17 protein-coding genes and 2 pseudogenes are annotated in these 18,943 nt (G+C 61.8%); 8 read left to right on the top strand and 11 right to left on the bottom strand.

The annotated features are described in order from the left end of the window. Positions 1–40 precede the first annotated feature (40 nt). Both JFT63_RS02125 and JFT63_RS02120 read right to left on the bottom strand, forming a co-directional pair. Positions 41–607 carry a DUF3156 family protein gene (locus JFT63_RS02125; protein WP_198843348.1) on the bottom strand — a complete coding sequence of 189 codons (567 nt, stop codon included), beginning with the start codon at positions 605–607 and terminating at the stop codon, positions 41–43. Then, positions 570–2,069, bottom strand: coding sequence for an APC family permease (locus JFT63_RS02120; protein ID WP_198843347.1), 1,500 nt, complete (start codon positions 2,067–2,069; stop codon positions 570–572). Before JFT63_RS02120 ends, JFT63_RS02125 begins: the two co-directional genes overlap by 38 nt. A gap of 217 nt (positions 2,070–2,286) precedes the next feature. On the opposite strand from JFT63_RS02120, the gene JFT63_RS02115 reads away from it, so the two are divergent. After that, on the top strand, positions 2,287–3,609 hold the full coding sequence (locus tag JFT63_RS02115) for a hypothetical protein (protein ID WP_186560909.1): 1,323 nt from the start codon (positions 2,287–2,289) through the stop codon (positions 3,607–3,609). A gap of 32 nt (positions 3,610–3,641) precedes the next feature. Here JFT63_RS02115 and JFT63_RS02110 read toward each other — a convergent pair. Then, a pseudogene (locus tag JFT63_RS02110) lies at positions 3,642–4,115 on the bottom strand (flavin reductase family protein); the annotation flags it as partial. Positions 4,116–4,174: 59 nt separating this feature from the next. Beyond that, the gene (locus JFT63_RS02105; RefSeq protein ID WP_198843346.1) at positions 4,175–5,344 is read right to left on the bottom strand and encodes a p-hydroxyphenylacetate 3-hydroxylase oxygenase component; all 1,170 of its coding nucleotides are present in this window, start codon (positions 5,342–5,344) and stop codon (positions 4,175–4,177) included. A 236-nt stretch (positions 5,345–5,580) separates the two neighbouring features. Between JFT63_RS02105 and JFT63_RS02100 the strand changes: the two genes are divergently transcribed. Beyond that, a complete protein-coding gene (locus tag JFT63_RS02100) occupies positions 5,581–7,068 on the top strand; it encodes an aldehyde dehydrogenase family protein (RefSeq protein WP_198843345.1) in 1,488 nt (495 codons plus the stop codon). A 111-nt stretch (positions 7,069–7,179) separates the two neighbouring features. Here JFT63_RS02100 and JFT63_RS02095 read toward each other — a convergent pair whose 3' ends face one another. Beyond that, entirely contained in the window at positions 7,180–7,584 is a 405-nt protein-coding gene (locus JFT63_RS02095; RefSeq protein ID WP_198843344.1) for a RidA family protein, read from the bottom strand. Positions 7,585–7,902: 318 nt separating this feature from the next. On the opposite strand from JFT63_RS02095, the gene JFT63_RS02090 reads away from it, so the two are divergent. Continuing rightward, entirely contained in the window at positions 7,903–8,376 is a 474-nt protein-coding gene (locus tag JFT63_RS02090) for an Sbal_3080 family lipoprotein (protein WP_186527074.1), read from the top strand. A gap of 306 nt (positions 8,377–8,682) precedes the next feature. Further along, the gene (locus JFT63_RS02085) at positions 8,683–8,958 is read left to right on the top strand and encodes a DUF6124 family protein (protein ID WP_198843343.1); all 276 of its coding nucleotides are present in this window, start codon (positions 8,683–8,685) and stop codon (positions 8,956–8,958) included. A 160-nt stretch (positions 8,959–9,118) separates the two neighbouring features. Here the strand turns inward: JFT63_RS02085 and JFT63_RS02080 are convergent, their stop codons facing one another. The 4 genes and pseudogenes from JFT63_RS02080 to JFT63_RS02065 form a co-directional block, all read right to left on the bottom strand. Continuing rightward, positions 9,119–10,051 (bottom strand): pyridoxamine 5'-phosphate oxidase family protein, encoded by a 933-nt coding sequence (locus JFT63_RS02080; RefSeq protein ID WP_198843342.1) that lies wholly within the window; start codon positions 10,049–10,051, stop codon positions 9,119–9,121. 80 nt (positions 10,052–10,131) lie between these two features. Then, positions 10,132–11,016 (bottom strand): LysR family transcriptional regulator, encoded by an 885-nt coding sequence (locus JFT63_RS02075; RefSeq protein ID WP_198843341.1) that lies wholly within the window; start codon positions 11,014–11,016, stop codon positions 10,132–10,134. Continuing rightward, a pseudogene (locus JFT63_RS02070) lies at positions 11,016–11,936 on the bottom strand (LysR family transcriptional regulator). The gene JFT63_RS02075 and the pseudogene JFT63_RS02070 overlap by 1 nt, the downstream one beginning before the upstream one ends. A gap of 16 nt (positions 11,937–11,952) precedes the next feature. After that, positions 11,953–12,585, bottom strand: coding sequence for a glutathione S-transferase family protein (locus JFT63_RS02065; protein WP_198843340.1), 633 nt, complete (start codon positions 12,583–12,585; stop codon positions 11,953–11,955). Between the two features lie 216 nt (positions 12,586–12,801). Between JFT63_RS02065 and JFT63_RS02060 the strand changes: the two genes are divergently transcribed. Further along, the gene (locus JFT63_RS02060; RefSeq protein ID WP_198843339.1) at positions 12,802–13,887 is read left to right on the top strand and encodes an aldo/keto reductase; all 1,086 of its coding nucleotides are present in this window, start codon (positions 12,802–12,804) and stop codon (positions 13,885–13,887) included. 69 nt (positions 13,888–13,956) lie between these two features. On the opposite strand, the gene JFT63_RS02055 is transcribed toward JFT63_RS02060, so the two are convergent. Then, a complete protein-coding gene (locus JFT63_RS02055) occupies positions 13,957–14,376 on the bottom strand; it encodes a hypothetical protein (protein ID WP_057700629.1) in 420 nt (139 codons plus the stop codon). A gap of 167 nt (positions 14,377–14,543) precedes the next feature. Between JFT63_RS02055 and JFT63_RS02050 the strand changes: the two genes are divergently transcribed. The 3 genes from JFT63_RS02050 (at position 14,544) to JFT63_RS02040 (ending at position 16,707) form a co-directional block, all read left to right on the top strand. Further along, on the top strand, positions 14,544–15,380 hold the full coding sequence (locus JFT63_RS02050) for a 5'-nucleotidase, lipoprotein e(P4) family (protein ID WP_198843338.1): 837 nt from the start codon (positions 14,544–14,546) through the stop codon (positions 15,378–15,380). Between the two features lie 111 nt (positions 15,381–15,491). After that, positions 15,492–16,049 (top strand): helix-turn-helix domain-containing protein, encoded by a 558-nt coding sequence (locus JFT63_RS02045; RefSeq protein WP_198843337.1) that lies wholly within the window; start codon positions 15,492–15,494, stop codon positions 16,047–16,049. An 85-nt stretch (positions 16,050–16,134) separates the two neighbouring features. After that, complete coding sequence (locus JFT63_RS02040) at positions 16,135–16,707, top strand: HD domain-containing protein (RefSeq protein ID WP_057700632.1); 573 nt, start codon at positions 16,135–16,137, stop codon at positions 16,705–16,707. 104 nt (positions 16,708–16,811) lie between these two features. On the opposite strand, the gene gspD is transcribed toward JFT63_RS02040, so the two are convergent. After that, positions 16,812–18,938: a type II secretion system secretin GspD gene (gspD, locus tag JFT63_RS02035; protein WP_198843336.1), complete on the bottom strand. Its 2,127-nt coding sequence runs from the start codon at positions 18,936–18,938 to the stop codon at positions 16,812–16,814. Positions 18,939–18,943: the final 5 nt, after the last annotated feature.

Below are 18,943 nucleotides of genomic sequence, written 5' to 3'. Positions count from 1 at the left end.
ACAACCTGTTTGCCCTTTGCAGAAGCACTAATGATGCCAATCACAGCGTCGACAGCGCCCGCTTGATTCCCGCCAAGGCCGCCAGTAGATGGTTGCGTTGCTCAGGGCTTACAGCAATGTAACGCCGAAACGCTGGCATCCGGTTGACCACCTCGCTGCCGCCCATATGCTCCAGGCGCACGCACCATTGCCGGTCCTTGAGATCAATGCGCAGGCGCTTGAAATCCAGGGGCATCAGCGCTTCGAACAATCCGTTGTCGGCCAGCAAACGCGCCTGTAGCTCGCAAGCGATGGCCTGGCTGCCGGAACGCCGGCGCACGCGGATACCGTTGCGCCGAACAGCGCCACCGTGGTGCACATCGAAGCTGCCCGCCCCTTCGGTGGACGTGGGTACATGCAAGACGAATTCAGTCATCACTACATGCATCAGCAACTGCGACTCGGTGCGCTCGAAAAGCTCAAACACCAGGCCATTCACATCGAGTGTCGTCAGGCCCAGATCCCTCCGCAAGCGCGCCAGGGTCACCCCGGGTCGATAGCCGCTCGGTGCACGGTCTGCGCTGAACAGCTCACACAGTTTTTGCCGCAAAGTCGTTATAACCGTCATGGACAGGCCCCGGTTCGTGGCTGAATTCCTTGGCCAACACCTCCTCAACGCAGGCGGGCTTGAAGGGGTTGACCTTCTGTACCACCAGGGTCCAGAACAACGCATAGGTAGCCGTCACGCCGAGCATCACCCCAAACGGCACATAAATGTCGGCCGGGTTCATGCCTGGCGGGGTGATAAACCACATGCCCAGCAGGATGCCGATGCTGGAGACGATCTGCGGCAGCGGGAACCACGGCGAGCGATAGGCCCGGGGCAAGTCCGGACGCCGAATGCGCAGGATCACCACCGACAGTGTCACCAGCAGGTAAGCAAAACTCCACGCGCACACCGCGGCCAGCACCAGGTGCATGATGTTGTCGGTATTGCCGCCCAGGTACAGCGCGTGCAGGCACGGGATCAGCATCGCTACCAGAATGCACAGCAGCGGCGTCTTGAAGCGCGGGTGCAGGTAGGTGAACACCTTCGGCAACGCACCATCCACCGCCATGCCGTAGAGGATGCGCGGCACACCAGCCATCAAGGTATTAATGGTCGCAGCACCGGCGAAAAGAAATCCGATACCCAGCCACAGCGGCCCGATCTGCCCCATCACTTGCTCGGCAAACCGAGGGATGGCCATGGGTGTGTCCAACAGGTGCACCCCTGAAGCTGCGTCGAGCACCACGTTCTCCACCTGGCGTTTCATCGCGGCGCCATAGATGAACATGCACGTCGCCACGCCCATCAGCCCGAGCATCATTGCCCGAGGCATGACCTTGGCCGATTGGCGCAGGTCTGGTGCCAACGGGGTCACGAACTCGCAGCCGACGAACATGAACATCGCCATGCCCACCAGCGACAGCACGGTGACCAGGTCGGAGCCCACCAGCGACTCACCGAACCAGCCATTCAACTGCACCGCCGGTGCGGCGATCAGGCCCAGTACGCCAAACACCATCAGGGTGGTCCACATGCCGAACGTGAGGATGATCTCCGCCCGGCCAAACGCGCTGACCCCAAAGGCATTCAGCACGCCGAACACCAGCACGAACCCCACGCCCAGCAGCCATGAGCCGCCGGCCGATTCTGCCAGGGTATTGAGGTGTTCGAAGTTCACCAGGGCCATGACCCCGGCGAGGATGGTTTCAGCGGTGCCGGCGAACACATGCACGATCAGGTACGCCGACAAGGTGCCAGTGATTGCAAAGAATCGGCCCATGCCGCAGTTGATGTAGTCGTACACCGAGCCGGTGGTGGGCAGCATCGAGGCGGCCTCGGCGAAAGTGGTCGCCTGGGCCAGCATCATCACCACGGCGATCAGCATCGCCAGGGCAAAAGCGCTGCCGCCGATACCGAAACCCATGGTGGCGGTAAGGATCACCGGGCTTGCCATGATCAGGCCGATGGTACTGGCCAACGCGGTGGGGAAACCTACCGTGCCCCGGTTGAGGTGCGCGGTGAGTCGGTCGTTGATCGACATGGTGGGGTCCTCGAAAGCGGTTTTTTTAGTGTGTCGGCACTCTGCGCCCCACCTGGCTCGATCGTCTTGCCCCTGTCTGCCGAAGGTTTTGTTGCTGCCTGCCACGGCGCATCGCCTGGCGGCCAGGGTCAACTGCCTGGCACGCATATGAAAGACTTGGCCCGCGACCGCTCGCCCTAATGCGCCCTCACTCTTAACCAAGATGGGGACAATAACAATGGAGCACACAGTGAAAAACCGCCGCCTGCGCCAGGCGGTCGTGGTGGGCATTGCGCTGCTGGTCGGCCAGGCCCAGGCCATCGAGTTGTATGCCGATCCCGACACCCAGGTCACCGGCAACTTCCTCGCCGTGTACGGCCTGTTCAATAGCCCGAAGAACTATGATGGCCGCAGCGGCGGCTCCACCTGGCGCGAGGGCTTCATCAAGTACGGCCTGAGCGTCGAGCAGCGCCTGGGCAACCTGGGCGGCGTGTACGGCACGGCGAACCTGGTGAGCTCCGGCACCTGGGGCGACGGTGATGCGGCGGGGTTGACCAACGGCACCGAGCGCACCACCAAGTTCGATGAAGCCTTCGCAGGCTGGCGCTCCGGCGAGCTGTTCCCGGCGCTGGGCACGGATGGCGTAGACCTGTCGTTTGGCCGCCAGATCATCATGCTGGGCGACGGTTTCATCATCAACGACGACGGCCCCAACCTCGGCAATGGCGTAGGCGACGGCGAGTTCAATCGTGGCGGCGCCTACTACATCGCTGCGCGCCACGCGTTCGACAAGACTGCGGTGATTCGCCTGGGCGGCAAGGACGGCGTGCATGGCAGCCTGATGTGGATCAAGTCCGACAACCGCGCCCAGGCCCTGACCGAAATGGCCGCCGGGACCCTGGAGTACAGCACCGCAGCGGGCACCCTCGGGCTGACTTACCTACACGGTATTGATGTGGATGAGCGCTTTGCCACCGACCTGCAGCGCCAGCGCAACGGCATGAACCTCTATAGCCTGCGTGGCGCGGGCAATGCAGGCATCGACAACGCGCACTTCGCCTTTGAACTGGCCCGTCAGGACCGGCGCGACAGCCAGCAAAATGCCGGTTACGCCGAAGCTGGCTACACCTTTGCCGACCTGCCCTGGTCGCCCGACCTGACCTACCGCTACGCACGTTATTCGAAAAACTGGGACAGCCTGTTCTCCGGCTTCAACCGTGGCTACGGCACCTGGGTGCAGGGCGAAGTGGCGGGCAACTATTCAGGCCCATTCAACAGTAATACGGCGGTGCAGCACGTGGCGCTCAAGGTCAAGCCGCTGGAAAACGTCACCCTCGGCGCGCTGTTCTTTGACTACAGCACCGTCAGTACCCGCGACCAACCCAACCTGGATGGCCGCGAACTGGACCTGTACGCCGAATGGGCCGTGAACGACCACCTGATCATCACGCCGCTGCTGGGCCTGTACAAACCCGATAAAGCGGCCGACACCGGCGGTAACCAGGTCGGCGGCAACGGCACCAATGTCTACAGTCAGTTGGTGGTGGCCGTACCGTTCTGAACCGCTTCGGGCGCGCATGGACGCAGCGCCTGCACCTGGGCGTAAGCCCCCTGGTGATACAACAACGGCGCACGCCCGAAGTCATCGAACGCCACCACCTTGCCGATCATGATCCAGTGGTCGCCGCCATCGATCTGCTGGTATTTCTCGCAGTGAAAGCGCGCCGAGCAATCGGCGAATACCGGCGAGCCGCCCTGCCCCGGCTCGTACTCGATCAGGGCGAAACGGTCTTCGCGGGGGCGCGCAAAGTTGTTGGACAGGTGCACCTGGTCCGCCGCCAACACATTCACCGCAAAATGGCTGGCCTCCTCGAACACTTCATGGCTGTTGGAGCGTTTGTCGATGCTCCACAGCACCAGCGGCGGGTCGAGGGATACCGAGTTGAAACTGTTGGCGGTCACACCGACCTTGCGCCCGGAAGCGGTGGCGGCGGTGACAACGGTTACACCGGTGGCGAAGTTGCCGAGGGCGCGGCGAAAGGCCCGTGGGTCGAAAACGTCAGACATGCAAGACTCCCGGGTGGCCGTCAGTGGCCGCCCTTATTGTTATCGGGTGATCAACGCGGCTACACCATGCTCGGGTCGGGCTCCAGGCCCATCAGCTCACGGCCGAGGATCTGCGCGCACACGTCGTAGTCGGTGTAGGCATGGGCGCCGGTCATATGGGAATCGCGGAACAGGCGCTGCATTTCGTTGTGCTCGAACCAGGCATTGCCGCCCGCAGCGGCGAACAACCGGTCTACTGCTTCGATGCACATCTTGGTGGCATAACCCTGGTTGGTGCGCCAGAACGCCAGGGTTTCTCGCGTGGGGTAACGGTGGGCGGCGCTGTGTTCGGCGTGTTCCTGCCAGGTTTTTTCCAGGAACGCCCGGGCGGCGGCCACCTGGTGGGTGGACTCGGCCAGGCGCATCAACGCCGGAGTGGCGGCGCCGACGGCGGCACCGGTGTAGGCGCGCACTCGGGTCCTGGTTTTTTCGCGGAACACCTCCAGCATACGCTCGGCCACACCGAGGCTGACGGTGGAGAAGCCACTGGCGAAATACGGCCGATAGGGTGCATAGAAAATCTGGCTGTCGGGGTAGAGGCCAAAACCTGCGGACTTGCCTTCCATCATGTCCCTGGCCTTCTGAATACGGTGCTCGGGCACCCAGGCGTTGTCGATGATCAGGGTTTTGGTGCCGCTGCCTTTCATGCCCGCTGCGAACCAGTCGTCACGAATCTGATAGTCACTGCGCGGCAACACGGCAAAGCAGTAATCCTGGGTGCCCTCGGCGTTCTGGCGACGGCAGCCGACAATCGCCCACTCGCCATGGTCGCAGCCGCTGCTCCAGCCCATTTCGCCGCTCAAGTGCACGCCGCCCTCGCCTTCAGTGATGCGCCCGAACGGCGCAATACTGCTGCTGGCCGTGGCATCCGGGTTGGCGCCCCAGATTTCCTCCTGCAACTGGGCCGAAAACAGCGCCAGTTGGTGGCTGTGTGTGCACAACAAACTCATGGCCCAAGCGGTACTCGCACAACTGCCGGCGAGCAAAGCGATGCAGTCGGCGAATTCGGGCAGCGACAGCTCCAGGCCGCCGAAGGCCTTGGGCTGAAAGGCACGGTGCAGGCCGATGCTTTTGAGCCGTGCGATATTTTCATCCGGTACCTGGCGCAGTTGCTCGGCACGGCTGGCATTCGCGGCAATGGCCGGTAAAAGGGGTTTGAGGTCTTCAAGGAGCGGGTTTGGCTTTTTCATGGACGGCCCTGCTTATTATTGGAAGTCCGACAGGCGCTCCGAAGTGCGGAACGGCGCTGGATGCAGGGCCAGTATCGAACGGGCGGTACAGGCGGGAAATGCATGTTCGGCAGGCAAGCTTGTACTTTTCACAGGCGCGGCAGGCACAGGCATAAAACCTGGCAGGCACAGTCAAGCCGCTTATCGGTGCGTTGGTTACCCTCGGGTTTTCTTTTGTGAACTGCCAGGAACCTGCCATGAGCGATACCCCGCTGTTGCCTCAAGTCGAAGCCTTTTTACGTCGCCGCCATGGGCTGTTTATCGACGGTGTCAGCGTGCGCAGCCACGCCGATCAAACCCTGAACATCATCAACCCCGCCAACGGCCAGGTAATCGCCGAAGTGGCCGACGCTGACCTGGCGGATATCGACGCCGCGGTCGCTTCCGCCAACCGTGGTTTCCAGCAATGGTCCCAGGCCGCGCCCGCCATCCGTGGCAACGTACTGCTCAAGTTGGCCGATCTGCTGGAACAGCACCGCGAAGAACTGGCACAGATCGAAACCTGCCAGTCGGGCAAGATCATCCAGATTTCCCGCGCCTTCGAGGTCGACCAGGCTGCGCACTTCCTGCGTTACTACGCCGGCTGGGCCACCAAGCTCAGCGGCCAGACCTTGGCCCCCTCTCTGCCGTCATTCAATGGCGAGCGCTACACCGCCTTCACCCTGCGCGAGCCGGTGGGCGTGGTGGTGGGCATCGTGCCGTGGAATTTTTCGACCATGATCGCCATCTGGAAACTCGCCTCGGCGCTGGTGACCGGCTGCAGCATTATCATCAAGCCCAGCGAATTCACACCCCTGACCCTGCTGCGCATCGCCGAACTGGCCATCGACGCCGGGCTGCCGGCGGGTGTGCTCAACGTGCTGACCGGCGGCGGCCATGTCGGCAAGGGCCTGGTGGAACACCCCGGCACGCACAAGGTGTCTTTCACCGGCTCAGTGCCCACCGGCATCGCCGTCGGCCGCAGCGCCATGGGCGCCGGGCTCACCCGTGCGACCCTGGAACTGGGCGGCAAGAACGCCGCCGGCTTCCTGCCGGATATGGATGTAGACAAGGCAGTGGGCGGCATCATCGAAGCCGGTTTCTTGCACTCCGGGCAGATCTGCGCGGCGGCCGAACGCTTCTTCGTGCACCGCTCACAAATCGACGCCGTGCTGGAAAAACTCACCGCGCGCCTGAGCCGCCTGAACATCGGCTCGCCCCTGGACGAACGCACCGAATTCGGCCCGGTGACCCATCAGCAGCACCAGCAAAAACTGCTCGGCTACTTCAACCAGGCCCGCGCCGAAAACAACACGATCATCTACGGCGGCCACCTCCTCGACCGCCCCGGCTGCTACGTCGAACCCACCGTAATCCTTGCCAACCACCTGCACGACACCCTGCTCAACGAAGAAACCTTCGGCCCCATCGCCACCTTCCTGCCCTACGACGACGAAGACGAACTGCTGGCGCTGATGAACCACGGGCCCTACGGGTTGAGTGCCAGCCTGTGGACCAACGACCTGGGCAAGGCCCTGCGCATGATCCCGGCGATCAAGGCAGGCACCTTGTGGGTGAACATGCACACCCTGCTCGACCCGGCGGTGCCGTTTGGCGGCAGCCGGTCTTCGGGGGTTGGGCGGGAGTTTGGCAGTGCGTTTATCGAGGATTACACCGAGCTTAAATCGGTGATGATTCGGTATTGAATGGCTGTAGGAGCGAGCTTGCTCGCGAAAAACGTCAACGATAACGCGTGCATCCTGAATAAATGCGGCGGCTATGGTTTTTTCGCGAGCAAGCTCGCGCCTACAAAAGCCCTAACTGAGCGGAACCACCGCCTCTGCCTCAACCTCGATCAACCACTCAGGCAACGACAACCCACTGACGATAATCCACGAAGACGGCGGCGGGTTGTGCGCAAAGCGCTGGCGCAGAGCCTCGGCAATCGGCTCCTGCTGCTCTCGGGCAGATTCGACAATATACAAGCGCAGCATGATCACATGAGACAGATCACCGTCCACCGCGGCCAGCACCTTTTCGACATTGTCCAACGCCATGGCCGTCTGCTCGGCAATGCCTGGGCCCACCGTACGTTCTTGAGCATCCACGCCCACCTGCCCGGACAGCATGATCCGCCGTCCCTGCGGCACTTCCATGCCCTGGCTGAAGCCGTATTGCAGGGAGTTGAATACCGTCGTGGGATTAATGACCTTTCGTTGCATGACCAATCCTTGTTTGTCAGTAGGAAGACAAGGCTAACCTAGAGAAACTGCCCACGCTGACGGTTCAACATCCAGCAACATGTTCATGGGTGAAGCGCTGGCCTGATGAATAAACGCAAATTCAACAAGCAATGACATCCCACTGTGGGAGGGGGCTTGCTCCCGATGAGGTAGTGTCAGCCAACACATATGTGACTGACCCACCGCCATCGGGAGCAAGCCCCCTCCCACATTTGATCTGATGCACCCGAACCACCGTGTTCGGCGCTGGACGATCACTGCTATCATTCAGCCACTACTCATGACATGGAGGTCGCTATGCGCCGGATAACAGCCCTCGCTTTCGTACTGGCCTGCAGCGCCCTCACCGGCTGCAGCATCACGCAAACCGTCACGCCTGTTCCCGCTTCTACTGTTCACTCCCCTGAAATCTGCATGATCCCCGCTGCAGGCTTGCGTGAAGGCTTCAACACCACCTACACAGCCCAATTGCGCAGCAAAGGCTTTCAAACCCGCGAGTTACCGCCAGGCACCCCGCCCGCCAATTGCGCGCTTTCGACCACTTACATCGGTACATGGAGCTGGGACATGGCGTTGTATATGAGCTTCGCCGACATTCAGGTGTTCGAGAACGGTCGGCGGATCGGACAGGCACTGTATGACTCGACCTCGGGCGGCGCCCGAATGGGTAAGTTCATTGACGCACAAAGCAAGATCATCGAGATGACCAACCAACTGTTTCCCCACACTGACTACGGCAAAACTGCGGGTCAGGCTAACCGCCTTCCATAGACTGAATTCGTCAGACGGCTCTTACACAAACTTCGGGTTGCGTCCGATGAGCCTCGCCGCTAACCTTCGCGGGTCGCTGCAAAATCAGCGAACGGGTGTGGAAGCCCGAACTCTCCAGGCGTATAAGCGCCCATAGCCTTAGCGGGCGCTTTTTTCATGCTCGCTATAAAGTGTTATGGCGGCTGTGCGCGGGGCACTTTCGAGTGCGCCGGGGTCCTGGAGTCCGGTCTTCCACACCTGCGTACAGTCGCCACCCCATCATGTGGAAGTGATTGTGGCGGCTCCTCTAACTCCAGGAGCAACCGTATGAAAAAAGTCACACCCAATCCCCCGCCATCCCCCTCGGATGACAACCCGCAACTGCCTCCCGATGTCATCTTCACCGTCCGCCCCGGACTCAGCACTGAAGCCGCCTTGAGCAATGCCAGCGAAATGCTGGAGTCAGCGACTGTCTGCGCCTACGACTGTGCCGAACAGCTTGACGGTCAGCGCCGCAAGCACGTGCTGGCGGTGGTGCAGATGATCGAAATTGCGCAGTTGCTGGTCGATGAAGCGCTGAACCGGGAATGCCCGGCGGCCTGATGAGCAAACGCAAACTCAACAGGCAATGACGTTCCCCTGTGGGAGGGGGCTTGCCCCCGATTGCGGTGGGTCAGTCACAGATGTGTTGGCTGACACTGCCTCATCGGGGGCAAGCCCCCTCCCACATTTGATCTGGCTGTGCCAGGGAGCGCGTGACAGGCTACCCGATGCCCATCGCCAGGCTGTGCGGCGAAAACTCCGCGAATTGCCAACGCAAGGCCAACGCTGCCGGACGGCGGACCACATGCTCCACCGTCACCGTCCACAAGCGCTGCGCGCCTGCAAACTCAGCCACTTGCGGCCCGCTCAGGATCAACGAAGTACGCCCGGCCACTTGCAGCACGTCGCCGGTCTCAAAATCCACAAACAATAACCCTGCCACCGGATTGGCGTGCAGGTTGCCAAGGGTGTTGAAGAACAGGTTGCCGGCAAAATCCGGGATGGTCAGCACGTTACCCTCCACCCGCACAAACCCCGTATTGCCGCCGCGATGGGAAACGTCCACCGCGCGTTCGCCGTGCTGGTCCACGTAGCTGGCGACGAAGAAGGTGTCAGCGTTGCGGATCAGCGCTTGTGCAGCAGCGTCCAGGCCATTGCTGCGCTCGGCAGCGTTGCCGGGTTTGCGTGCAATCCCGGCGACGGGGCGCAGTTGGATGTACTTGGGGCAATTGCCAAAGGTGTGCACCACCTCGACCGCCAAGCCTTCCTGATCAAGCATTCCAATCCGGCCATTCATGCGGTTGCGGCGGCGGGTGTTAAGGTCGATGCCCAGCAGGCCGATCGCCGCGCCATCCGTTACCCCTGCCCAGGCAGGATCGCTTTTGGCGGGCAGGCTGTCGATCTGCAGCGTGTGTGGATCCGGTGAATGCGCGAACCCGGGTGCGCCTTCCAGCATCGTCGCCCAGGGGATGCCTTGTTCGTCCACCACGCCCGCGATCAAGTACGGCAACAGAGGATAGAAATCGCGGTGCTGCTCAGGCAAATGATCACGAATGACCTTGGGCCCAATCATCGCCATGCGTTCAGAAACGCCGGCACTTTCCTGCATCTGTCGTTCGCCGACATGCCAAGGGGTTGGTTCATTCGAATGCATGGCGCTCACCTCCGGTTAGAGACTGAAGATGCTGCGCCCATGCCGCGATAGAGAGAATGCCCACCCCGGGCAATCCACTATTACGCCAACTGAAATGCCGGATGCTCGCGCAACGCAGTGACGCAGTAGTCGACAAAACTGCGCACGCGCATCGGCGCATGACGGCCTTCGCGGTAGACCACATGCACCGGCTGCGGCGGCAATTCGAAGGCCGGCAACAGGCGCTGCAACTGGCCGTTCGCCAGGTGTTCGTGCACCGGGTAACTTAAGGTTCGAATCACGCCCGCCCCCTGCACCGCCGCATTGATCGCGCCCTGGACGGTGGCGCAACTCAGCCGGGCGCGAGCCTTGAGGGCGTAGTGCGCAAAATCCCAGTGCACCGGGTAGGCGCTGGCGATCAGATGATGCTGCTTGAGTTCGGCCGGGTGGCGAGGTTCGCCCCGGGTCGCCAAGTAAGCGGGGCTGGCATAGACGACAGTGCGCACCTGCCCGACTTGCCGCGCAATGAGTGACGAGTTGGGCAACTCACCGATCAGCACCGCTACGTCCAACCCCTCTACGTGCAGGTTCGGATAATAGTCGTGGTAATGAGCGATAACACGCACCGCCGGGTAGCGATCCGCATAATCGGCCAACAGCGGCGCCATGACATAGCGACTGAACAGTAACGGCACAAATATCCGCAGGTCGCCCTGGGCCTGCACATGCAAACCGTTGGCCGAGGCCTCGGCCGCGTCCACCGCTGCCAGCAGGCGCACACAGTCGGCAAGGTAAGCCTGGCCTGCGTCGCTCAGGCTGACGCCGCGGGTACTGCGATGCAGCAACACCACACGCAGGCGTGCCTCCAGGCGCGCAACCGCACGAACCAGGGTCGGGCCGGAGACCTGCGCATGGCGCGCCGCCGACGCCAGGCTGGGTTGCCCGGCCAGCGCGGCAAACAGCTGCATATCGCGATAACGCTCCATCAGGCGCGCTGCTTCGTCGCCGGGTTCAGGGCCGCGTCCTGCCCGAGGCGCTGACTGAGGAAGTCCACAAAGGTATTGACCTTCGCCGGTACGCGGCCGCTTTGCTGGAACACCACGTGGATCGGCAGCGGCGCTGGTTCGAAATCTTCCAGCACCAGCTCCAGCTCACCCGCCGCCACCGCTGCCGCGACTTGGTAAGACAGCACCCGCGTCATCCCCCAGCCCAGACGCGCCAGGTTGATCGCGGCATTGTTGGCCGTGACCACCAGGCGTGGCTCGATCGGTACCTTCAGCGGCTGGCCGGCGTCAATGAATGCCCACTCACTGACCAGTTGGCTGGAGGATGAGGTGACGAGCTTAGCCTCACACAACTGCTCAGGCCGCTGGGGGCGCCCGTGCTGGTCGAGGTACGCCGGCGATGCGCACACCACCCGTCGCACTTCGCCGACCTTGATCGCTTGCTGACCGGATTACTGCAGGTGGCCGATGCGCACCGCCACGTCGACACCTTCGTCGGTCATATTGACCACCCGATCAACCAGCAAGGCGTTGATATTTACCAAGGGAAAACGGTCCAGATAATCCCCCAGCACCGGCGCCACATACAGTTCGCCAAACAACACCGGTGCGGTCACCGTCAACTGACCGCCCGGGATGGAGTAACTGCCCGCCGCCGCTTCCTCGGCCTCGTCCAGCTCGGCAAGGATGCGTCGGCAGTCTTCCAGGTAACGCTGGCCAGCTTCGGTCAAGTGCAGGCTGCGAGTGGTGCGCGCCAGCAGTTGGGTGCCGATGCGTTGCTCCATAGCGGCAATGGCGCGAGTCACGCTGGGGGGCGAGGTTTTCAGGCGGCGCGCAGCAGCGGCAAAACCCTCCTCCTCGGCCACGGCCAGAAACACCTGCATCTCATGAAATCGATCCATCGGCGCCCCTCGGTTGTTATTGCGATTGCAGCCCCACTGCCGTGCGCGGCATACCGACAAACCCCGGCAAGGCTTCGATGCTGGCGAGCCAGGCACGCACCTTAGGGTAGTCGGCCAGCGCCACATTGCCTTCCGGCGCATGGGCCACGTAGGTGTAGAACGCGATGTCGGCAATGCTGGGCTGCTCACTGGCGAGAAAACGGCTCTGCTTCAGTTGCTGCTCCATCACGCTCAGCAAGGCATGGGCACGCTTGATTGCGCTGACAGTGTCCACCTCGGCGCCAAACACCGTGGCCAAGCGCGCCGTGGCAGGCCCGGCATGGAGTTGACCGGCGGCGGCCGACAGCCAGCGTTGTACCCGCGCTTGGCCAGTCGGATCGCTGGGCAACCATTCGCCGTTGCCATAGACGTTGGCGAGATAAACCAGGATCGCGTTGGAGTCGGCCAGCACCGTGCCGCCGTCGTCGATCACCGGCACCTGGCCGAAGCTGTTGAGGTTGGCGAGGAACTCAGGTGCTTTATGGGCGCCCTGTTTGAGGTCCACGAGGATGAATTCGCTCGGCAAGCCCAGCAGAGACAGCATCAGCTCGACTCGGTGGGAGTGACCGGATAAGGGAAAACCGTAGAGTTTGATCGCGGACTGGGTCATGTAAAGCTCCAAAGGAAAAGGTAGCGACGCCAGGCATGTTCCACTGCTGCCTTATTCGGCGGAATGACCAGAAACAACAATCCAGCATTTCACCCAATGAAACAATCCTTCATTGAAGCCGCATCACGCTGGGAGCGAATGCGTTCATAAAAAAATTCAAACTATCGCCCTCCCCATCGTTCACACCTTCACGTGCAACGTTAAGTAGGAGGCGATATGCAATACCGACAACTGGGTCATTCCGGCCTGCTGGTCTCGGAAATCATCCTGGGGACCGTGCCCTTTGGCGGTCGGGCAGAGTTCGAAAAGTGCGGCGCGGTGGACGTGCCCTTGGCCAGGCGAATGTTCGATATCGCGTTCGATGCCGGGGTGAATATGGTCGACACGGCCGACCTTTATTCCCATGGCCTGGCCGAAGAAGTGGTCGGCAAGGCCCTTGGCGACAAGCGCAACGACATTCTGCTGGCGACCAAGGGCCGCAGCCCGGTGGACCAGAACCCGAACAATTCCGGCTCATCGCGCTACCACCTGATTCGCGCCTGTGAGGCCAGCCTGAAGCGCTTGGGCACCGACCATATCGACCTGTACCAACTGCATAACTGGGACGGCATGACGCCGATCGAAGAAACCCTCGAAGCGCTGCGCCTGTTGGTCGGCTCGGGCAAGATCCGCTACTTCGGCACCAGCAACTTTACCGCCTGGCAGATGATGAAAACCCTGGGCAAGGCCGAACTGCACGGCATGCTCAAGCCCATCACCCAGCAGATCTATTACACGCCGGAGTCCCGCGAAGCCGAGTATGAGTTGCTGCCGCTGGCCCTGGACCAGCAGGTCGGCACGTTGGTGTGGGGCCCGATGGGCGAAGGCTTGCTGACCGGCTCGACTCGCCGCGGGCACCAGCCGCCGGCCAATACGCGCCAGGGCAGCGGCTGGCCGGAGCCCTATGTGCATGACCGTGAGCGCGCTCTGGACATTATCGAAACCCTCGCCGCCGTCGGTGACGAGCACGGCGTCTCGGTCGCCCGCACCTGCCTGGCCTGGCTCAAGGATCGCCCGGGGATCACCTCGTTGATCGTCGGTGCGCGTACCGAAGAGCACCTGCGTGACAACCTCGCCGCGACTGAGCTGAAGCTGACCGAGGCACAGTCATCACGTATCGAGGCGGTCACCCGTCGTCAGCCGTTGTATCCCTACTGGCATCGCTTTACGGCCGGGATCGATCGTTTTGATCCGGCCGAGCAGCCGTTCCTGGCCGAGCATCAAAAGACCATGGATGCGCGCAAGGGCGATGGGCAAGGTTGATTTGCAATCGTGCGCTGCCGCCGTTCATGGCCGACATGATCTTTCATGTGTTGGTACGTGACACGCAGATCAATGTTCGCGCGACATCCCGGCGGCACGCGCCATGGCCGCCGGGTCGAGCATCTCCAGGCAGCGGCACAGCGAGATGAAGTCCGGTGATTGCGACAGGGGCAGATGCAGCGTCTGCCTGGCCGATACGGACACCACCGAGCGCTGTGCACATTGCCCGTCATAGATCAGCGCGTGGCGGATCATGGGGTTGTCACGGCAGTAGTTGAGCAGGTCGATCTGCCGCGAGCGTACCAGTGTGGTGTTGATGATCAATAAGTCGAATGTCACGCCGCCTGCGCGCGTCAACGCCTGAACCTCGTCGAACGAACTCAAGGGGGCGATCCGGTAATAACCCAACTGATTGAGCATTTTCTCGATCTTGTTGCGCTCCAGATGCTCACCATCGGCGATCAAAAAACGTAACGCTTTATTAGGCATAGGCAAACCTGGCAGGTGGGCATCAACGTGGATCACTCAACGCAGCACACACTACCCGCCCAGGGTAAGGCGTGGCTCTAAGAAGATTCTGAAATCGTAATGAATTGCGCGCTGTGAATTAGACTACTGTGCTGACCACGCCCCCACGATCTTCGAGACCCAGCCCCATGCGCACCCTGTTCTTCGCCAGCCTCTGCTTGCTTACCACGGCCCTTGCGGGCTGCCAGCAACACCCACCGGCCAACGACCAACTCGACGCCGTGCTGTGGACCCAGACGTCCATAGAACACGAGCTGATCTACCGTCAGCTATTCGCCAATGCCACTCGCCAACTCGATGTCGCGCTGGCCGACCCGAACTGGGACGCCCTGCCCTATGCCCCACGCAACCTGGCCGGCTTGCCCCCGGCGGTGGTAGTGGACATCGACGAGACGCTGTTGGACAACGTGCCCCTCAACGCCCGCGACATCATCAACAATCAGGTCTATTCCTATGACCGCTGGAACACCTGGGTCGAGCAGGCCAAGGCTCAGGCACTGCCGGGTTCCGTGGCGTTCCTGCAAGCGGCCAGGCAAAAAGGCATCACGGTGTATTACCTCACCAACCGCGAGCACAGCCAGGTCGCGGCCACCGCCAAAAACCTGCGTTTGCGCGGCTTTCCGATAGAGAGCGACGCACAGATCCTGGCGGCCAGCACCCCCATCGGCCATTGCGAAAGCGCTGGCTATGGCAAGAACTGCCGTCGCCAGTGGGTCGCCAGCCAAGCCCGCGTGTTGTTGATGGCCGGTGACTCGCTGGGAGATTTCGTGCAGGCCGAACACAACACCCTGGCTGCGCAGCGCAAGGCCGTCGAACCCTATGTGAACTGGCTGGGGCAGCGCTGGTTCCTGCTGCCCAACCCGAGCTACGGCAACTGGTACAGCGCACCATACGGAGACGATGAAACCCTGCCGTTTGCGCAAAAGCGCAGGCTCAAGCAGCAGGCATTGTTGTTGCAGGAATAGAGAGTAGCCCCCTCCCACATTAGAAAACCGAGAGCCGTTCATCCCACTCATTTGCACCATGGCCCTCTTGTCATCACACTCGTCATCCAGCCGCCGACTCAGGAATCACGAATGCCTCACTCGTTGCTCAAGCCTGCCTTGCCCGGCGTTGCGCTGCGGCGATGGCGTTTGCTGCATCGCATCAAGCAAAGTCATGCGGCGCAGTTGTTCAACGTCACGCAGTCGACTGTTTCGCGCTGGGAAAGTAGCGTACAAGCGATGGATCCGGCCGCGCACCAGCAGCTTGAGCAGTTGTTGGCAGCCCGGCTTGATGCAGCCGCCGATCAGGCATTGGCTCGGCTGGTCAGTGAGAGCTCGCAAGCCATGCATCTGGTGTGCGACCTGACGCACCGCCTGCTCGCGTGCTCGCCCTCCCGCGCACGCCAGTTCAGCAGCCCGCTCGCCGAGCTTATGGGCCAGTCTTTGTGGCGCTTCGCAACGCCGCAAATCCAACTGATCGAAGCCAGCCTGGAGCACACCGGCTGGCGCGAAACCCAGGCGCCACCGGCTCTTGAGTTCGCCACTGGAAGCAACGATTCCAACCTCGTGCCCATACGCCCCAGCATCTGTCGCTGGACACGCATGACCCTGAGCGATGGCAGCGCAGCACGCCTGGTCGAAACACTCTAAAGCCCGCCGCGCATATTTTATGCGTGGACGATCTGCACTCCCGCACCTAGGCTTACCTGCACAATCGACCTTGCGGGGCAGCAGCATGGACATGGAAAAAATCAAAGGCCGTCTCGATTTTCTGCGCGAGGCGGAAAAACTCAAGGATGTGCTCAGAAGTGCCCACACGGCTTCGGGCCGCACTGAAAGCACGGCCGAACACAGCTGGCGCCTGTGTCTGATGGCGATGGTGTTCGCCGATCAATTGCCCGGCCTGGACCTGCTGAAAATCCTCAAGATGTGCGTTATCCATGATTTGGGCGAAGCCATCCACGGGGATATTCCGGCAGTTAGCCAGGCGGCCTTCCCCAACAAGGGCGAACAGGAACGGCGCGATCTGCTGCTCTTGGCGCAGTCCCTGGACAGCCCCCTGAAAGCCGAGATCCTGACGTTGTGGGATGACTATGAGAACGCGCTTTCGCCGGAAGCAAAAGCCGTCAAGGCCATGGACAAACTTGAGACTCTGCTGCAGCACACCCAGGGGCTGAACCCGCCCGACTTCGATTACGCCTTCAACCTGGCCTACGGCAAAAAACACACGGATGCCGAACCCTTGTTCGAAGCACTGCGGGCGTTGATCGACCGGGCGACAGAGCAAAGGCTTCACGCCGCAGAGTAACGCTTGTCATCTCAGCGCCCGGGGAGCAATCACCTCCACGTTCACCGACGCCAGCCACTGAAACCGTCTGTACTTCAGTGCTGGATAAAAATGTGGGAGAGGGCTTATTGGCCGGGTCGCAACAACTGCATCTGCTGGCGATAGTCATCCGTCACCTGCCGTGCCTGGCTGCTGCTGGTAATCACCCTCGGCGTGATCAATACAATCAACTCCGTACGGTCCCTGGACTTGCCAGTGTTGCCAAACAGCCACCGCAACCCCGGTATCTTCGCCAGGTAAGGCACGGCACTGACGCTCTCGGCATTGTCTTGCTTGATCAACCCCCCGAGCAACACCGTCTGCCCACTCTGCACCGCCACCTGGGTCGATACCGAACGCGTGGAAATGCGCGGGTTCACCGGCGTCTCACTGCTGCCCGCCGGGTTCTGGGCATCACTGACCTGCTGCTGGATATCCATGTACACCAGCCCGCCCGGATTGATGCGCGGCACCACATCCAGGATCACCCCGGTCTGTACATATTCGACACTGCTCAAGGTGGTGTCGGCGTCACCGGTGTTGACGGTGGTCTGGCTGATGGGAATGTTATCCCCCACCTGGATCTGCGCCGGCTGGTTATTCATCACCACCAGCGACGGCGCCGACAGCACCTGGGTACGGCCGTTGGTTTCCAGGGCGTGCAGGGCCACTTGCAGGTTGGAGCTGACAAAGGAGTAGAACAACGAGTCCGCCGCCCCCAGCCCTGCCCCACCACCGCCCAGGGCGCCCTGGCTGCCGGAGGCGTTGGCCACCGTGGTGCTGGTGGAATTGCCGGCCAGGCGGCCGAGGTACCACTGCACGCCCAGGTCCAGCTCACCGGTGAGCTTGACCTCCAGGATGCGGGTCTCGATCTGCACTTGCAGCGGTGGGTTATCCAAGCGTTTGATCGCCGCTTCGATCTCTTTCCATTGCGCCGGGCGAGTGCGTACCAGCAGTTGGTTGCTGCTCTTTTGCGCGGTGATGCGGGTGCCGGCTTCGAGATCGCTGGTGGCGGGCGTCTGGGTGTTGTCGGCGGGTTCGGATTCGGCTTCGTCGGGGGCTGGCGCTGGGACATTGGCCTGCAACCCTGCGCTGGTAGACGAGGACAAGGTGGTGGTACGCAACCCTGGCGCGACCTTGGCCGGTGCGTCGTCCTTGATCGCGCCATTGCCGTAGATCTGCCGCAGGTATTTGGCCAGGTCGGCGGCCTTCATATTGCGCACGTCGTACACATACATCTGCGGCTCATTGCCGCCGCCTTCGTCGATGGTGCGGATCCAGTCACCCACCTCGCTGAGGTACTCGGGCTGAGACGAAATCGCGACTACCGAGTTGGTGCGCTCGACCGGCAAAAACCGCAACATGCCCGCCAGGGGGGTGCCGCTGTCGGCGCCGAACATGGCTTGCAGTTCTGGCATCAGTTCGGCTACCGAGGCGCGTTGCAGGCCGAAGACCGCCACCGACATGCCCTTGAGCCAGTCCACATCGAAGGTGTCGATGGTGTCCTGGTAGTTGGCCAGCTCTTCTGCGGTGCCGGCCAGGCTCAGTACATTGCGCGCCGGGTCGACCAGCAGAAACGCGTTCTCTCGGGCAAAGGGCTTGAGCAGTTTCTGCATCTCGGTGGCCGAGATGTAGCGCAGCGGGAAGAGTCGCGCCGAGAGGCCGCTGGAGGGCTGCGCCACGCGCATCTGCGGCACCAGCTTGCCCGCTACCGCCTGGCTGGCCGGCAGGATCACGTAGCGGTTGCCCTGCTTGATCATGGCGTTGTCGGTCCAGGACAGTAGGGTTTCGAGAATCGACAGGGCCTGCTGCTTGTCCACCGGTTTGGAGGTGGAGAAGCTGACATTGCCCTTCACGCCCTCGGCGATGCTGTAGTTCTCGTGCAGCAGGTCGCCCATCACGCTGTTGATCACCGCTTCGATGGGCTGGCCCTGAAAGTTGAAGACAATGTCGCCGCCCTCCTCACCGGATTTCACCGGCGCGTCAGGTTTACGTACGAACGTCTGATTGCCACGAATCAACTGGCGCTGCGGTGGCGACTTCGCCGCGGGCAAAGGGCTTTGCATCGCAGGCTCCTCATTGAGCGGGCGTTGCGAACCAGTGCCTTGCAGCGCCTCGTTCAGCAGTTGGTCGTCCGGATCAAGGCGGTCGGGTAAGGATCCACAGCCGCCCAGAGAAACGGCAGTGGCCAGGCAAAACAGCGAAGTGCGCATATCGA

Source organism: Pseudomonas sp. MF7453, from assembly GCF_016405455.1.
GTDB classification, from domain to species: domain Bacteria; phylum Pseudomonadota; class Gammaproteobacteria; order Pseudomonadales; family Pseudomonadaceae; genus Aquipseudomonas; species Aquipseudomonas paralactis.
This window is presented reverse-complemented; position numbering and strand designations above follow the sequence as displayed.

Coding starts and splice junctions, on each gene's coding strand:
- JFT63_RS02125 (WP_198843348.1), bottom strand. CDS start 607: ATGACGGTTATAACGACTTTGCGGCAAAAACTGTGTGAGCTGTTCAGC.
- JFT63_RS02120 (WP_198843347.1), bottom strand. CDS start 2,069: ATGTCGATCAACGACCGACTCACCGCGCACCTCAACCGGGGCACGGTA.
- JFT63_RS02115 (WP_186560909.1), top strand. CDS start 2,287: ATGGAGCACACAGTGAAAAACCGCCGCCTGCGCCAGGCGGTCGTGGTG.
- JFT63_RS02105 (WP_198843346.1), bottom strand. CDS start 5,344: ATGAAAAAGCCAAACCCGCTCCTTGAAGACCTCAAACCCCTTTTACCG.
- JFT63_RS02100 (WP_198843345.1), top strand. CDS start 5,581: ATGAGCGATACCCCGCTGTTGCCTCAAGTCGAAGCCTTTTTACGTCGC.
- JFT63_RS02095 (WP_198843344.1), bottom strand. CDS start 7,584: ATGCAACGAAAGGTCATTAATCCCACGACGGTATTCAACTCCCTGCAA.
- JFT63_RS02090 (WP_186527074.1), top strand. CDS start 7,903: ATGCGCCGGATAACAGCCCTCGCTTTCGTACTGGCCTGCAGCGCCCTC.
- JFT63_RS02085 (WP_198843343.1), top strand. CDS start 8,683: ATGAAAAAAGTCACACCCAATCCCCCGCCATCCCCCTCGGATGACAAC.
- JFT63_RS02080 (WP_198843342.1), bottom strand. CDS start 10,051: ATGCATTCGAATGAACCAACCCCTTGGCATGTCGGCGAACGACAGATG.
- JFT63_RS02075 (WP_198843341.1), bottom strand. CDS start 11,016: ATGGAGCGTTATCGCGATATGCAGCTGTTTGCCGCGCTGGCCGGGCAA.
- JFT63_RS02065 (WP_198843340.1), bottom strand. CDS start 12,585: ATGACCCAGTCCGCGATCAAACTCTACGGTTTTCCCTTATCCGGTCAC.
- JFT63_RS02060 (WP_198843339.1), top strand. CDS start 12,802: ATGCAATACCGACAACTGGGTCATTCCGGCCTGCTGGTCTCGGAAATC.
- JFT63_RS02055 (WP_057700629.1), bottom strand. CDS start 14,376: ATGCCTAATAAAGCGTTACGTTTTTTGATCGCCGATGGTGAGCATCTG.
- JFT63_RS02050 (WP_198843338.1), top strand. CDS start 14,544: ATGCGCACCCTGTTCTTCGCCAGCCTCTGCTTGCTTACCACGGCCCTT.
- JFT63_RS02045 (WP_198843337.1), top strand. CDS start 15,492: ATGCCTCACTCGTTGCTCAAGCCTGCCTTGCCCGGCGTTGCGCTGCGG.
- JFT63_RS02040 (WP_057700632.1), top strand. CDS start 16,135: ATGGACATGGAAAAAATCAAAGGCCGTCTCGATTTTCTGCGCGAGGCG.
- gspD (WP_198843336.1), bottom strand. CDS start 18,938: ATGCGCACTTCGCTGTTTTGCCTGGCCACTGCCGTTTCTCTGGGCGGC.